Here is a 15348-nt window from a genome sequence, read left to right as displayed (position 1 = left end):
CGCTTCGCGGATAGCTGCCTCGACGGAGATCGCGACGGGCCTCGAATCGGAACGTGGAGCGCTTGATCCCCTACACCACGTGGCGGGGCACGGCCTCTCGGGCCGGTCGCCGACGTCCTGGACGCCGCTCGGCGGCTGGTGCCGATCGACCCGAGGAAGGGGGTGGACTCGGGGAGGCCTGGCTCAAGGACGCGGGTGGCATGCTCCGGGTGGCCGAGCGGGTCGTCGAGTCGGCCGGGTACCGGCGTGACATCGCTTACGAGGTCATCCCGTCTCGAATCGCTGAATTGCTGCGGCTGAGGCGCGCGGCGAAGGTGATTTCTCCCAAGTGTCCCACCCGAGTGGGGAGCTGACGGAGTGGTGCCTGTTCTGGACGCCACCCACCCTCCTCAGAAATCGCTGATGTGTTCGAATGTAGTCGCTGACCGGCCCTGATGGGGCTAGAGTAATCGAACGAGCGTACGATGAACATATCGGGCGTATGGCCGAAAAGGGGTGGAGTGATGGAGGTGCGGCATGACGGGCTTCGCTCATCTGCACGTCGCGTCCGGTTACTCCGCCCGCTACGGCGCATCTCACCCCGAGCAGCTCGTCCGGCGGGCGGCCGAGCGGGGTATGGCGGCGCTCGCGCTCACCGACCGGGACACGGTCACCGGGGCCGTGCGGTTCGCGCAGGCCTGCGCGAAGGAAGGGGTCCGGCCGCTCTTCGGTGTCGATCTGGCGGTGGGGGCCCTCGCGCCTCCGCCGCCCGCCCGGCGCCGCACTCCGGCGCGCGGCGGCGCCCACGTGATCGAGCCGCCGCTGCGGTTCGTGCTGCTCGCGCAGAACCGGGAGGGGTGGGCGCGGCTGTGCCGCATCACGTCGGCGGCTCACGAGGGTGCTCTGTCCGGTACGTCGCCAGTGGTGCCGTGGGAGGCGCTGCGTGAGTACGGCGGCTCCGGACTGACTGTCCTGCTCGGACCGCTCTCGGAGCCGGTACGGGCGCTGTCGGTGGGCCGGGAGGACGTCGCGATGAAGCTGTTGGCGCCCTGGAAGGAGATCTTCGGAAGGGAGGTCCGATTGGAAGCCGTTGCGCAGAAACGTTTCGGCACGGGTCCGGGATCCCTGCGCCTGGCCGCCCGCACCCTCGCGCTGGCCGACCGCACCCACACCACCGCGGTGCTCTCCAACGCCGTCCGCTACGCCGACCCCGACCAGCACCGACTCGCCGACGTCCTGGACGCCGCACGACTGCTGAGACCGATCGACCGGCGCCGCCTGGACAGCGGACAACGCTGGCTCAAGGACGAGCGAGGAATGGAGACCGTCGCCCGAATGATCGCCGAATGCGCCGGAGGAGACATCCGTCGGAGCCGCCGCCTGATGGCGGACACCGCCACCACGGCGGCCGCGTGCACCGTCGACCCGGTGACGGATCTCGGGCTCGGCGCCCGCCACTTCCCGGAACCCTCCCTCTTCGGCGTTGCGCCCCGAGCGGGTGGAGCCGCACAGCTGCTGCGCCGACAGTGCGAGGCGGGCATGGCCCGACGAGGCCTCGACCGCGACCGGATGGCGCTCGACCGGCTCGACGAAGAGCTCAAGGTGATTTCCGCGCTGGACTACAACTCGTACTTCCTCGCCGTCGGCCAGGTCGTCGCCGACATCCGGGCCAAGGGCATCCGGGTCGCCGCCCGCGGCTCGGGCGCCGGCTCGATGGTCTGCCACGCGCTGGACATCGCCACCGCCAACCCGCTCGACCACCGCCTGCTGTTCGAACGCTTCCTGAGCGTGCGCCGGGCGTCACTGCCCGACATCGACATCGACGTGGAGTCCGCGCGACGGCTGGAGTGCTACGACACGATCTTCGACCGGTTCGGCAAGGAACGGGTGGCGGTCACCGCGATGCCCGAGACCTACCGGGCCCGCCGCGCCCTGCGTGATACCGGCCTCGCGCTCGGCATCGCGCCCGCGGACATCGACCGGATCGCCAAGAGCTTCCCGCACCTGCGCGCCTCCGACATCACCGGTGCCCTCGCCGAACTGCCTGAGCTGCGCCAACTGGCCGCCGAGGCAGACCGGTACGGACCGCTGTGGGAGCTCGCCGAGGGCCTCGACTCCCTGGTCCACGGCATGGCCATGCATCCCTGCGGCGTGGTCATCAGCGACGCCACTCTCCTGGACCGGCTGCCGGTGCAGCCCACCCCGCAGGGCGACTACCCCATGGCCATGGCCGCAAAGGAAGAGATCGAAGCGCTGGGCAATATCAAACTGGACGTCTTGGGCGTCCGGATGTTGTCCTCGATGGCTCATGCGATCAGCGAGGTCGAACGGGCGACCGGCAACCGTATTGACCTGGACGACCCACGGCAGGTGCCGCTCGACGACGTCTTCGCGTTCAAGCTCATCCAGGACAGCCAGACCCTGGGCCTGTTCCAGCTGGAGTCGCCCGGTCAGCAGGACTTGCTGTCCCGGCTGCAGCCACGCGACGTGCAGGACGTCATCGCCGACATCAGCCTCTTCCGCCCCGGCCCGGTCGCCGGCGGCATGCCCGAGCGCTACATCGCCGCCCGCCATGGCGGCACACCGGCGTACGCCCACCCGGACCTGGAGCCGGTGCTCGCCGACACCTACGGCGTGACCATCTGGCACGAGCAGATCATCGAGACCCTGCGGGTGATGACCGGTTGCGACCGGGCCTTCGCGGAGATCACCCGGCGAGCCCTCGGAGGCAAGGACCAACTGCCCAGGATCAAGGACTGGTTCCACAAGCTGGCACGCGCGCGTGGCTACAGCGCGGCCGTCCGGGACGAGGTCTGGAAGACCGTCGAGGCCTTCGGTGCCTACGGCTTCTGCCGGGCCCACGCGGTCGCTTTCGCCGTACCAGCTCTGCAGAGCGCCTGGCTCAAGGCGCACTACCCGGCATTTTTGCTGGCGGGTCTGCTCGAACACGACCCCGGCATGTGGCCCAAGCGCGTCCTGGTCGCCGACGCCCGTCGCAACGGCGTACAGATCCTCCCCGTCGACATCAACCACTCCCAGGTGAAGCACATCGTGGAAAAGACCGACGGAGACCAGTGGGGCGTACGGCTCGCCCTCTCCGCGGTACACGGCATCAGCGAGGAGGAATGCGCCCGGATCGAAGAGGGACAGCCGTACGGATCGCTGTCGGACTTCTGGCAGCGGGCCCGTCCCAGCAGGCCGGTCGCCGAACGCCTCGCCGAGATCGGCGCGTTCACCTGTCTGCACGACGGCCGGCTCACCCGGCGTGATCTCCTGCTGCAGATCACCGAGTTGCACCGCCAGTCCCGCAACCGGGCCGCTCACGAGGGTCAACTGCCCATCGAGGCGGGCGCGGTTGGAGGGGCGGAGCCGAGCGGGCTGCCAGAGATGACCGGACGCGAAGCACTCAGCGCTGAGCTGAGCACCCTCGGCATCGACGTCTCCCGGCACCTGATGGAGCACCACCACCGGCTGCTGCGCGAGATCGGCGCGACCGACGCGGCCCACCTGGCCGAACTGCGCGCCGGGCAGCGGGTGTTGGTCGCCGGTGTCCGTGCCTCCACCCAGACCCCGCCGATCGCCAGCGGCAAGCGGATCATCTTCGTCACCCTGGAGGACGGTTCAGGGCTGGTCGACCTGGCCTTCTTCGAGGACTCCCACCCGGCCTGCGCCCACACCGTCTTCCACAGCGGCCTGCTGCTGGTGCGCGGCACGGTCCAGGTGCGCGGCACCCGCCGCACCGTCGTCGGCACCATGGCCTGGGACCTGGACGAGATCGCCACCGCCCGCCGCGACAACGGCCCCGAGGCCGCCCTCGCCCTCCTCGGCGCCGACCGCCCCCATCCGACCCCCGCCCAGCCGCGGCGCACCCTGGCCAACGGCACGACAGGAGCCAGGCTGCACCCGTACGCCGACCGAAGTCAGTGGGTTCCCGAAATCTCGGATGAGATCGAGGCGAAACCCGCCCGACCTCGGCAGTTTTGAGGGGAGGTGTGCCGTGGGTTCAGGGTTGAATCGGATCCGGACGCCTGTCCGGGTGAGCGGCCATGACGTACTTCATCGCGGTCGTCTGGCCGACGCCGAACACGCGCATCAGCTGGACGGGGTCCTCGGTGTACCGGGCCTCGTCGTAGATCCGGTCCTCTCGAAGCTGGGCAGCCGAGATGCCGATGCGACGGAACGGCGTGCGGGTGACCTCGGTGCTGACCATGGGTTTTCTGTCGTCTACTGCCGAAATCCGGCTGATGACCAAGTACGGGCTGGTGGTCTTGGGCCAGCGGCGGAAGCGATCAACAACCCAGTCCGTGGCCAGTTGCATGGTGAGGTCGTCGAGGTAGATGACGTGGTCGAGTCTCCCTGGCCGGCGAACTTTCAGCTGTCCGCGGCTCCTGTCGAGGTCCTCCAAGAGCAAGGAGGCCAGGTCGTCCCGGCTGAGGGCGTGGACGGCGACCAGGGCGACTATGAGTCTGCTCCGTGGATCGTCGACCTTGTCGAGGAGGCCTCTGAGACGGTCGGTTGGCAGCGGAACAGGGAGCTTGGGGGGCCTGGTCAGAGTGACCGTGCGGCCAGGGTCGCGGAAGATCACACGTTCGCGCCGCAGGGCTCTGAAAAGGGATCGAAGACCGACGTGGGCGCCTTGTCGGAGGCTATCCGAGCGGTCTGCTATGGCCTTTTTGACGTCCTCGTTGGACACCTCCCGCAGATCGCTTTTCCCTGCAGCTATCCAGGACTTCAGGACCGGCACGGTGCTCCACACGTATTGGTAGATGGTCGCAGAGGCGACGGCCCGATTCGGCTTGCTTCCCGTTCCCAGAAGAACGTCGATCCAGCTGTTCACCTGAGCCGCGTAGGCGTCGGGGAGACCGCTTGCAAGGTTGCGGGCTCTCGCAAGTTCGGCGTCTGGGACATCTTCCGGAATCAGCCAGTTGCACGCACGGAGGAAGTAGATGACCTGACTCCCATTATGGTGCGAACTGAGGCTGGATACTGCTTTGACGTCCGCTTCCCGGATGGGGGCATCGCATCCGAGCCGTCCGACGATGATGCGCAAAGTTCGGACGCTTCCCGCGCCTCTCGTCCTTGGGTCAACTCCACGAGCCTTCAGGTAGTCCTTGAAGTCGTCCAGCATCTTGGATGGGCCTTGGCCGAGGGCTGGCGGGTCATTCTCGTCGAGCCTGGTCCAGTCTCGGTCTGGCTGGTCGAAGAGCGCTATCTGGTTGGGATCTGTCAGATGCGGAGAGAGGGTTCGTGCCTGCATATCGGCGGCGTGCGCCAGCTGTCGCTTGGCATGGAATCTCCCTTTTCTGCTTTTCTGGAAACTGTAGGTGGCCCTGAGCGCGAGTTCTCGTCCAAACCAGAGTTGGTCACCCCCTTCCAGATGAGTGCCACCGAGGTCGACTTCGGTTTCACGCAGAACCAGAGTGCAAAACCTGCAGTAGTCGTCCACGAGTTGGAAGGCCCGATGACAACGGATGCACTCGTTGGCTTCCCCGTGGTCGTTCCTCCATCCTCTGCACCCATTGCAGTAGGTGTTTCTGTCATTCGCCCACGCGAAGCAGTGGCGGCAACTTCCGTCTCCGCCGCGTCTTTTGGTGGCTGCTGGCACGCTGTCTCTCAGTTCGGGGGCAGGGAGCGTCGGAGACCCTTGCTATTGGCTTTGGGAACGGGCCTGACGGCGCTTGTCGGACCTGCTCCGGTCTCTCCGACAGCCTTCCTCTCGCCTTCATCTTGCTTGACGACGTCGACCTGCTCAGCCTCCATCAGGTCTGCGACTGTGCAGTTCAAGGCGGTGCAGATCATGTCCAGGTCGTCGAGCCGGATGGTGATCGGCTTGTTCGACCACAGTGCTGAGACCTTGCTCAGAGAGGGTGTGAAGCCGACTTCCTGGAAGGCGGCCAAGAGTTGGGTGGGTCGCCAGATGTCTTGGCGGGCGGCCACCCAGCGCAGGTTCCACTTCATCGGATCACGCTTCCAAACTCAGTCGGCGAACGGCTCGCCGAGAGGATTCCAGACTTTGTCGTTCGGGGTCTGCCTTGGCGGTAGCAAGGTAGCCGACCGTCGTAGATGCCCATGTATGGCCCAAGAGAACCTGCACGTCCCAGAGGGGCATGCCGGCCTCGTAGTTGTGGGTTGCGCAGGCGTGTCGCAGAAGGTGGGGGAAGAGTTCCGATACCGGCCCGTTCAGGTGTTCACGGGAGGCGGCCTTGAGTGCCGAGCGGAATGCATCGGGGAGGAGGGCGGGGGAGACCGGCGAGATAAGGGAGTCGGGAAGCCGTTCCGAGGGGAACAGCGGGGCCAGGGGATCTGTCGGGTCGTCGTTGAATTCTCCGCGAACTTCTTCGATGTACCACCACAGCAATTCGCGACCTTCTTGGAAGAGGAAGGCTTCGCGTTCGCGTGGACCAGATCCTTTGGATCCCTTCCCCTTGACCAGGAAACGGCCCCATTTACCGTTTTCCCAGTGGACGTCACCGATCCGGACACCGCACAGTTCCGCAGCTCTGGTGCCAGATATGTAAGTGAGCTTGGACATCACGTAGTTGCGAGTTGCTATGTGGTACTTGCGTGCGCTCGGCAGGGAGTCTCGCCAGGAGCTGAAGAAGTCCTTTGTGGCCTGAGCGGATGGCGGGATTCTGAGACCGAAGTCGCCGCGGTGACGGGGCCTGTTGAACGTATCGATCGGAGACTCGACTGGAACCCCGAATCGGCGCAGGATTTCCCCCGCGTATCGCTGTTCCAGAAAGGCGAAGTACCCGTCGATCTTGGTGATTTTGCCTCGGACCGTGGAGTGCTTTTTCTTACCTGGCCCGGCGAAGTAGCGGTCGAGGTCTCGGGAGGTCAGGCGCCAGGGGACGGTTCGGTAGAACTCGCAGATCTGGATTACTGGCTGAACCAGATTCTCCAGGGAAGCTGGAGCGAGGCCAGCGACGTCCCGAGCCCAGGTGTACTCAGCCAGGGTGTCCTGGAACAGGGCTCGCTCGTCCTCGGGCGAGGCGCCCTCGGCTGCTCTGCGCTGCAGCGTCAGCACGTCGGCCAGGCCCGCCACCGACCCGCCGGCCTCGTCCTCGTTCGTGCTGCCGCTGGCGATGAGGGAGAAGCGGCGACTTCCAGAATCCGACACGAGACGTCAAATTACTGGTTGAACTCCTGGAATCTGCGAGTAATCGTCAAATCTTCACAAGATCGAGAGAGGGCGTCATGAGGGGCCTTGACCAGCCTGAACAGCTCAGAGAAGCGACCGAGGCAGTCCAGGGAACCCAACGGATCTCCACTATCCAGCCCGCCGGCACCCGCTCGGCCGACCTGAAGAAGTTCGGCCACCGCAGCCCGGGGAGTGCGGGATGACCACGCGTCAGCGGCACATCGCCCACCTCCATCTGCATGCTGCGCTGAGCGAGGCTCAGTGCACCGATGTAATCGAACTAGTGTCCGGGATCACACCTCACGTACAGGCTGTCCCGCCCGACGCCGTTCAGCTCGACCTGACGTCGGCACTCAGATATTTCGGTCTGTCCCCCTACGACGTCGTTCAGTTGGCGAAGCTCCGCCTGAAAGCCCTCTACGGCATCGACAGCAGCGCCGGGCTCGCGGGCAACCGCATGCTGGCAGCCATGGCGGCCGACGCGTCCGCCCCGGGAGACACCACCTGGATCCGCGACGGGCAGGCTGCCATTTGGCTATACCCCCGCCCGGTCACCGCCCTGCCGGGGATCGGGCGGGCAACAGCGGAAACGCTCCACAAGTATGGGCTGCACACCATCGGCCAGATCGCCGACATACCTGCGGCAACCCTGCAACGCCTGCTCGGAGTCGGTTCGGCCCGGCTGCTGGCCGAGCGCGCCCGCGGTCACGATCCTCGCCCGGTGAGCCCTTCGGAACCGGCAGCGCACCTGGTCGCCGATCTCATGCTGGAGCGGGACTGCCTCGACCCGGCACAGCATCACCGAGCGGTCTTGGGACTTGCCGACCGGATCGGCCAACGACTGCGTGGTGAAAGCCAGATCGCCGGCCGACTCACGCTCACCGTGCGGTATGCCGACCACAGCTCCACCACACGTACGCGCGCGCTGTCGGAACCCACCAACCACTCACCAGTTCTTGCCGCAACTTCCCTGAGCTTGCTGACCTCCCTGGGGCTGCAGCGGGCACGAGTCCGGGCCTTCGCCATCCGCGCCGACCGCTTGATGCCGGCCAAAAGTGCCTACCGTCAGATGTCTCTGGATCCTGGTGATACCCGTGCCCGCGCAGCCGAAGCCGCTGCGGATCGTGCTCGCCGACGCTTTGGGCCGGAGGCTGTACGTCCAGCAGCTCTGGCGGACTGACAGGCTTGCGGCAGTTGTCCGGCTGTCCAACGCGAGAGGCACCATTCGGCCGTGCCCCAGGGCTGAGGCCCAGGAGCGGTGCAGTCCTCGGGATCAGTAGCCGTAGCGGCTCTTGATGTGGCGCCAGAAGTCGCGGATCATCCACTTGTCGAACTCGGTGATCTCCGTCGCGGTTCCGGCGTTCATGATGAAGCCGCCGACGTCGGGCGTCGGGGACGCCGTCGGTCTTCGCGACAGGTTCGGCACCACGAGTTCCGTGAATTCCGTGCGGACGCGCCAACCGGGCCGCGTCTGCCCGGTCTTGGTGCGTTCGCACGCCTGTGCCATCATGACCGCCTCCAGCTGAGGGATCACTCTGTGAGGGCGTATTGCGCGAGGTTCCGGCACGACCCACCACCGACACGGCGACCCGTCCGCCCGGAACCGGCCCGTCCGTGACCGAGCTGGTCGACGCGGCCCGAACCGGCGACGCCGACGCGCAGGCCGCCCTGTTCAGCGAGTATCTGCCGCTGATCTACAACATCGTCGGGCGCGGCCTGCACGGGCACGCGGACGTCGACGACGTCGTGCAGGAGACCATGCTGCGCGCCATGCGGGCACTGCCCGAACTGCGCGAACCCGAGCGGTTCCGGTCCTGGATCGTGGCCATCGCGATCCGGCAGATGCACGACCACAGGCGCCGGAACAAGGCCGCGCTGGCCCGCCACACGCACGTGGCCGACGCGGCCGAAGTCCCCGACCCCGTCGGCGACTTCGCCGAACTCGCCGTCGACCGCCAGACGTTGTCCCGGGCCGGCAGCGATCTGCTGGAGGCGAGCCAGTGGCTCAGCGACGAGCAGCGCCGGACGCTGGCGCTGTGGTGGCAGGAGACCGCCGGGCAGCTGACCCGTGCCGAGGTCGCCGAAGCGCTGCACCTGAGCGTCCCGCACACCGCGGTACGCATCCAGCGGATGAAGGCCAAGCTCGAAGCGGCGGTCGGAGTGCTCGCCGCCTGGCGGGCCCGGCCGCGGTGCGCCGGACTCGACTCCCTCGCGGGCGGTCGCCGGGGCGTGCCCGAAGGGCGGCTGCTGACCAGGCTGGAGCGCCATGTGGCCCAGTGCCCGCAGTGCGGGGCGGCGGTCGCCTGCCGGTCGATCGACGACCTGCCGATCCGGATCGGCGCCCTCGCCGTCCCGGCCGCGCTGGTGGCGGCGATCCCGAGGCTCGCAGGGCAGCACGCCGTGACGCCCGGGCCGGTGTCCTCGCTGCTGAACACCCTGCACCACGGTCTGGCCCGCGTCTCGGCGAAGTCGGCGACCGTGGCCGTGGGCACGACGGCGACACTCGCCGTCGTCATCGGTGTGACGGTCCATCAACTACCGCCGCACGCCCATGGAACCGACCCGGCACAGGGTCCGGAGCCGACCGCAGGAGCCCCGCACCAGCCTGGCCGCGCCTCGTCCGCTACGACACCGTCCGCCACCCCGACGACCGCGTCCCGGTCCTACGCCGGCGTCACCACCGCCGACTACTACGTCGCCCCCACCGGGGACGACACGAACCCCGGCACCCTTGCCCGGCCTTTCGCCACGATGACCCGGGCCGTCGCCAAGGCCCGCCCGGGCCAGACGGTCGCCGTCCGCGGCGGCACCTACCACCCCGCCGGGACGATCACCCTCACGTCCTCCGGCACGGCCGGGCACCGGATCACGGTGAGCAACTACCGTGACGAGAAGCCCGTGTTCGACGGGTCGGGCATCCCGGCCGCCGCCGGCACTCTCATCGCCCAGAGCGGCGGACACGTCACCGTGCAGGGCATCGAGATCGTCAACTCCCCAGGGAACGCGTACGTCTGCACGTCCTGCCACGACGACGTCCTCGCCCGGCTCGGCGTGCACGGCAACGCGCGGACGGGACTCGTGCTCCACGGCGCCGGGACCCACGACAACCTGATCCTCGACAGCGACTTCTACGACAACCATGAGACCGGGTCCACCGGCGGATACGTCGACGGCCTGGTCCTCAACGACGGCTCCGGCAGCGGAAACCGGGTCCGTGGATGCCGGATCTACGACAACTCGGGCGACGGCGTGGACCTCAGCGGGTTCGGCGACGCCGTGACCGTCGAGCACAGCTGGGCCTTCGGCAACGGCGTCGACCGATGGGGCATCGCCACCTTCTCCGGCGGGGGCAGCGGGTTCAAACTCGGCGGCGACGCGGGGCTCCGGGTCGCACACGTCGCCTCGAACAGCGCCGCCTGGGACAACGCGGGCTTCGGATTCACCGAGACCGGCGGCTCGGGAACACCCCGACTGACCAACGACACCGCCTACCACAACGGCGCGGCGGGCTTCGCCTTCGTCTCCTCCGCCGCGATCCTCCAGCGCAACCTCGCCCTGGCGAACCACCCCGACGACTGGCTGGGCAGCCAGGCCCGGCACACCGGCAACTCCTGGGACCAGCCCGGCTGGACGGCGGCGGCACTGCACACCGCCGACGCCGGCTCGGCGACCGCCCCACGCCGCCGCGACGGGCAACTGCCCACCACGTCCTTCCTCGGCAACAGCAAGGACCCCTCCGTCGGTGCGGTGTTGACATCCTGATCAGTGGTTTGGCTCTGCCTGGAATTCCGCAGATGACAGGATTCGCCACCGGCTGCCCGTGATGATCAAGGTCGGGATCTCCCGCGGTCCGAATGGCGCTTCACCGGCGGCTGTCTTCCCGTCGTTCGCCCAATGCGTCGCTCCGGGCGTGGCTACTCAAGGTATTCGCGCGTGACGCGTGGAGTGTCCGGTGCACAATAAAATCAAGCGAGTGCCGTGCAGTCGGCCCCATGAGCTCACTGACGGCGGCTCCTGCCGTGCAGAGAGAAGGAACGATGGGCGAGCACGGTGTCGCCTCGGCCGCGGTGGATGCCAGGGGCCTGGTCACCGCGTGGAGTGCCGGTGCTTGTCGCCTGCTCGGATACGAGCCCGGGGAGATGCTGGGCCGCGGGGTGGGCACGCTGCTGACCGGTGCCCTTCCGGCCTCGGCCCGGAGCTGCCTCGCCGAGGCGAGCCACTGGCGCGGCCCCCTTCACGTACGGCATCGGGACGGTCACAGCGTGGCGCTGGAGCTGGAGGCGCATCCGCTGCTGGACCTGACGGGCGAAACCCAGTGGTTTCTGACGGCCACGGTGCCGGAGCCGGCGGCGCAGCTGCGACGGCGGGCGCTGGAGCAATTCCCCGTCCCGATGGCGCTCTTCGATCAGGACGGGCTCGCTGTGTCCGTGAACTCCGCCATGGAAGCGGCGATGGACAGGCCTGAATCGGTGCTGGTGGGCCGACGGGTGGGGGAGTCGGGCCGCGGGCTGCGGCGGCTGCCGGGCTTCGAGGGGCTCGACGACGCGGTCGTGCGGGTCCTGAACACGGGTGAGCCGATGCCGTACGAGGCATGGCTGCGCGCGCCCGGCGAGCCCCGGGAGCACGCGTGGCTCGTGTCCCTCAGCCCGCTCAGGGACGACGCGGGCGAAGTGCGGGGTGTCTGCCTGGCGGCGATGGACAGCACGGAGCAGTTCCTGGCCCGCCGACGGCTGAGCGTGCTCAACGAGTCCAGTGTCCGGATCGGCTCCACCTTGGATGTGGCGCGCACCGCCGAGGAGCTGGCGGAGGTGTGCACGGATCATTTCGCCGACTTCGTCATCGTGGACCTGCTGAACTCGGCGCTGGCCGGTGAGGAAGAGGTCCCCCTGCCCGGCGCCGGACCCCTGGTCTTCCGCCGCACCGCTCAGCGGTCCGTGCTGGAGGGATGCCCCGAATCGGTGATCCCTCTCGGCAGCAGGCACACCTACGACGAGGACTCGCCGCCGGGCCGCGCGCTGACCACCGGCCGGGCCCTGCTGTACGCGGCCGAGGACGTCACCCGGCATCAGTGGGCGGCGGGATCGCCGGAGCGGGCCCGCAGTATCGATGTCTACGGCATCCACTCGGCGATGGCGGGTGCCGTTGCGCGCCCGCGGAGTCACCCTCGGCCTGTCGATCCTCGTCCGCCACCGCACACCGGAGCCCTTCGGCCAGGACGACCTGCTGCTGGCCGAGGAACTCGCCGCCCGTGCCGCTGTGTGCGTCGACAACGCCCGTCGCTACACCCGCGAACGCGCCATCGCTCTCGAGCTGCAACGCAGCCTCCTTCGTCACCACGCGTCCCGGCATGCGGCCGTCGAGGTCGCGTCCCGCTACCGGCCGGCGAGCTCCCGCGCCGGGATCGGCGGCGACTGGTTCGACGTCATCCCCTTGTCCGGAGCGAGAGTGGGGCTGGTGGTGGGCGATGTCGTCGGCCACGGTGTGCAGGCCTCCGCCACCATGGGCCGACTGCGCACGGCCGTACGCACCTTGGCCGACGTGGACGTGGCTCCGGACGAGCTGCTCACCCGGCTCGACGACATCGTCCTGCACCTGGACTCCGAGACGACGACGGGTGACGCCGAGGGCGCGGACGGTCCGGGCGAGATCGGGGCCACCTGCCTCTACGCCGTCTACGACCCTGTATCGCGCCACTGCTCCATGGCCCGGGCCGGCCACCCGCCTCCGGTCCTGGTCGCCCCGGACGGCGAAGCCGAATTCCTCGACCTGCCGGTCGGGCCGCCGCTGGGCGTCGGTGGTCTGCCCTTCGAGACCGCGGAGTTCGACGTCCGTGAGGGCAGCGTGCTCGCCCTCTACACCGATGGTCTCGTCCAGGCACCCGACCGCGACATGGACGACGGACTGGCCCTGCTGCGCCAGGCCCTCGCCGGGCCGGGCGCTCCCCTGGAAGAGACGTGCGACGGAGTCCTGCGACGCCTGCTGCCGGACCGTCCCGCCGACGACGTCGCCCTCCTCGTGGCCCGGACCCGCGCGTTGCACGCCGACCAGGTCGCCAGCTGGGATGTTCCCGCCGATCCGAAGTTCGTGGCCCAGGCCCGCAAGCTGGCCTGCGATCAACTTGCCACCTGGCGGCTGGAGGACGTCTCCTTCGTCACCGAACTCGTCGTCAGCGAGCTGGTCACCAACGCCATCCGCTACGGCGGGTCCCCCATTCAGCTGCGGCTGATCCGCGACACGACGCTCATCTGCGAGGTCTCGGACTCCAGCAGCACCGCACCCCATATGCGCCGGGCCCGCGCCTTCGACGAAGGCGGCCGGGGCCTCCTGCTCGTCGCCCAGCTCACCCAACGCTGGGGCAGTCGCCACACCCGCGCGGGCAAGATCATCTGGGCCGAACAGGCCCTCCCCGACCGGGCGGTGGCCCCATAGACCCGTGAGCCGCGCCGCCGGTGGCCGCCCGGCTGCTCCGCCGAACCGTCTATCGCCGCTGGTCGCGTTGGGCGGCGAGGCGAACGGTGGCGTTGGCGGCGCCGTAGCCGCGGTAGCCGCCGGTGCGCTGGACGAGTTCGCCACCGCCCTGGGCGAGGCGGCCCGGCTCATCTCCGACCAGGGTTCAGCCACCCGCTGAGCCCCGGCCTCTGACCCGGAGGGCAACGGCCGCGCCGTCGGCTGTTCTGTTGCCCGGCGTCGAACTCGGCGGCTGCGTCCGGGCTTTGTGGCCGCACGCGGGCTCCCGGCGGCGTTGCGCGACTCCGCTACGAGCTCTGTTCGCCGCCGGCTGCCGCGGTGTCCGGCTGTTCGTCCTCGACGTCCCGGTCGAGGGTGGCCGCCCAGCTGGCCAGCAGTTTGAGGCTGTCGTGCGCGGGGGTGCCGGGTTCGGCGCTGAGGGCGGTGAGGGTGAGGCCGGGGTCGGTCGGGATGGGCATGGCCTCGAAGGGAAGGGCGAGTTCGCCGACCGCGGGGTGGTGGAAGTACTTGATGCCGGTCTGGTGCAGTCGCACGTCGTGGGCGGCCCACAGGGTGCGGAACTCCTCGCTGCGGGTGGAGAGTTCGCCGATGAGATCGGTCAGGTCCCGGTTGTAGGGGTCGCGTCCCGCCTCGGTGCGCAGCAGGGCCACCGCTCCGGCCGCCTGACGTTCCAGCTGGGGCAGGAAGTCGGCCGCGCCGGGGTTGAGGAACTCGTACCGGGCGAGGTTCACGGGCCGGGCGGGGTCGGCGAAGACCGGGTCGTACAGGGCGCGGCCGAGCCGGTTGGTGGCGAGGATGTCGAGACGGCCGTTGCGGATGAAGGCCGGCGCCTCGGTCATCGCGTCGAGCAGGTGCTGAAGAGCGGGACGGATCGGCTGCGAGGTCCGTCTGCGGGTGGGGCGGCGGGTGGTGTTGGCGGTGCGCGCGAGGTCGTCCAGGTGAGCGCGCTCGGCTTCGTCGAGCTGCAGGGCTCGGGCGAGTGAGTCGATGACGGTCTCGGAGACGCCGGAGAGGTTGCCGCGCTCCAGACGGGCGTAGTACTCGGCGCTGACGCCGGCGAGCAGTGCGACTTCTTCCCTGCGCAGTCCCTTGACGCGGCGGTTGCCGGTGTAGGCGGGCAGCCCTGCCTGCTGGGGCGTGATCTTGGCACGGCGACTGGTCAGGAACTCGCGTACCTCGCTGCGGTTGTCCATGGCTTCGAGGCTACGACGGCCTGTCCGGCCGTGTCTCCGGCCGAAGGGTGTACTGGCAGTACACGTATCAACGAGTCCTTCCACGCGTGTGTGACCTGCAGTTTCATCGGTAGTGACGCAAACGGCGCCAGGTCGGCCGGCACCGCACCGCCGCCCCTGCGACAGGCGACCGACGAGCGCCGTCGAGCCACGTGAAAGGACATGAACGATGACGGAGAAGACCCCGCCGGGCCCGCGCGAGCTGTTCGGGGACTTCGCTCCCGCACTGGCCGGATACAGCGAGGACGTGCTGTTCGGGCAGGAGTGGAAGAGCCCGGAGCTGTCCCCGAGGGACCGCAGCCTGGTGACCGTGGCCGGCCTGATCACCAGCGGCAGCAGCGAGCAGCTCACCTTCCACATCCCCCTGGCCAAGCAGAACGGCGTCACCGAAGAGGAACTCATCGGGACGATCACCCACCTGGCGTTCTACGCCGGGTGGCCCCGGGCGATGTCCGCCCTGAACGGGGCCCGGGAACTGTTCCGCAAAGCCTGACCCCCCTTCTCGCCCGCAGGTTCACCCATCACGGC

General features: G+C 68.6%; 10 protein-coding genes and 1 pseudogene. 6 read left to right on the top strand and 5 right to left on the bottom strand.

Annotation, left to right across the window (positions count from 1 at the left end):
• The first annotated feature begins 516 nt into the window (after positions 1–516).
• The gene (locus ACWC09_RS12565) at positions 517–3963 is read left to right on the top strand and encodes a DNA polymerase III subunit alpha (protein ID WP_450850498.1); all 3447 of its coding nucleotides are present in this window, start codon (positions 517–519) and stop codon (positions 3961–3963) included.
• A gap of 19 nt (positions 3964–3982) precedes the next feature.
• Here ACWC09_RS12565 and ACWC09_RS12560 read toward each other — a convergent pair whose 3' ends face one another.
• The 3 genes from ACWC09_RS12560 to ACWC09_RS12550 all read right to left on the bottom strand — a co-directional run bounded on the left by ACWC09_RS12560 (position 3983) and on the right by ACWC09_RS12550 (position 7099).
• A complete protein-coding gene (locus ACWC09_RS12560) occupies positions 3983–5425 on the bottom strand; it encodes a hypothetical protein (RefSeq protein ID WP_450850497.1) in 1443 nt (480 codons plus the stop codon).
• Between the two features lie 167 nt (positions 5426–5592).
• Complete coding sequence (locus ACWC09_RS12555) at positions 5593–5937, bottom strand: helix-turn-helix domain-containing protein (RefSeq protein WP_450850496.1); 345 nt, start codon at positions 5935–5937, stop codon at positions 5593–5595.
• Between the two features lie 4 nt (positions 5938–5941).
• Positions 5942–7099: a tyrosine-type recombinase/integrase gene (locus tag ACWC09_RS12550; protein WP_319318303.1), complete on the bottom strand. Its 1158-nt coding sequence runs from the start codon at positions 7097–7099 to the stop codon at positions 5942–5944.
• A 220-nt stretch (positions 7100–7319) separates the two neighbouring features.
• Between ACWC09_RS12550 and ACWC09_RS12545 the strand changes: the two genes are divergently transcribed.
• Positions 7320–8300 (top strand): DNA polymerase Y family protein, encoded by a 981-nt coding sequence (locus tag ACWC09_RS12545; protein WP_450850495.1) that lies wholly within the window; start codon positions 7320–7322, stop codon positions 8298–8300.
• A gap of 93 nt (positions 8301–8393) precedes the next feature.
• On the opposite strand, the gene ACWC09_RS12540 is transcribed toward ACWC09_RS12545, so the two are convergent.
• Positions 8394–8654: a hypothetical protein gene (locus ACWC09_RS12540; protein WP_450850501.1), complete on the bottom strand. Its 261-nt coding sequence runs from the start codon at positions 8652–8654 to the stop codon at positions 8394–8396.
• 80 nt (positions 8655–8734) lie between these two features.
• Here ACWC09_RS12540 and ACWC09_RS12535 point away from each other — a divergent pair, with 80 nt between their 5' ends.
• The 3 genes and pseudogenes from ACWC09_RS12535 to ACWC09_RS12525 all read left to right on the top strand — a co-directional run bounded on the left by ACWC09_RS12535 (position 8735) and on the right by ACWC09_RS12525 (position 13748).
• Entirely contained in the window at positions 8735–10882 is a 2148-nt protein-coding gene (locus ACWC09_RS12535; protein ID WP_450850494.1) for a sigma-70 family RNA polymerase sigma factor, read from the top strand.
• Positions 10883–11157: 275 nt separating this feature from the next.
• Positions 11158–13549, top strand: a pseudogene (locus tag ACWC09_RS12530) (SpoIIE family protein phosphatase).
• A gap of 4 nt (positions 13550–13553) precedes the next feature.
• Positions 13554–13748, top strand: coding sequence for a hypothetical protein (locus ACWC09_RS12525; RefSeq protein WP_450850493.1), 195 nt, complete (start codon positions 13554–13556; stop codon positions 13746–13748).
• A gap of 127 nt (positions 13749–13875) precedes the next feature.
• On the opposite strand, the gene ACWC09_RS12520 is transcribed toward ACWC09_RS12525, so the two are convergent.
• On the bottom strand, positions 13876–14781 hold the full coding sequence (locus ACWC09_RS12520) for a helix-turn-helix transcriptional regulator (RefSeq protein WP_450850492.1): 906 nt from the start codon (positions 14779–14781) through the stop codon (positions 13876–13878).
• A gap of 208 nt (positions 14782–14989) precedes the next feature.
• On the opposite strand from ACWC09_RS12520, the gene ACWC09_RS12515 reads away from it, so the two are divergent.
• On the top strand, positions 14990–15313 hold the full coding sequence (locus tag ACWC09_RS12515) for a carboxymuconolactone decarboxylase family protein (protein ID WP_450850491.1): 324 nt from the start codon (positions 14990–14992) through the stop codon (positions 15311–15313).
• Positions 15314–15348 lie beyond the last annotated feature (35 nt).

The sequence above is a fragment of the Streptomyces sp. NPDC001617 genome (assembly GCF_053596855.1).
This window is presented reverse-complemented; position numbering and strand designations above follow the sequence as displayed.

Excerpts from the sequence above, each read along its gene's own strand:
- ACWC09_RS12565 (WP_450850498.1), top strand. The coding sequence starts at position 517 with ATGACGGGCTTCGCTCATCTGCACGTCGCGTCCGGTTACTCCGCCCGC.
- ACWC09_RS12555 (WP_450850496.1), bottom strand. The coding sequence starts at position 5,937 with ATGAAGTGGAACCTGCGCTGGGTGGCCGCCCGCCAAGACATCTGGCGA.
- ACWC09_RS12545 (WP_450850495.1), top strand. The coding sequence starts at position 7,320 with ATGACCACGCGTCAGCGGCACATCGCCCACCTCCATCTGCATGCTGCG.
- ACWC09_RS12520 (WP_450850492.1), bottom strand. The coding sequence starts at position 14,781 with ATGGACAACCGCAGCGAGGTACGCGAGTTCCTGACCAGTCGCCGTGCC.
- ACWC09_RS12515 (WP_450850491.1), top strand. The coding sequence starts at position 14,990 with ATGACGGAGAAGACCCCGCCGGGCCCGCGCGAGCTGTTCGGGGACTTC.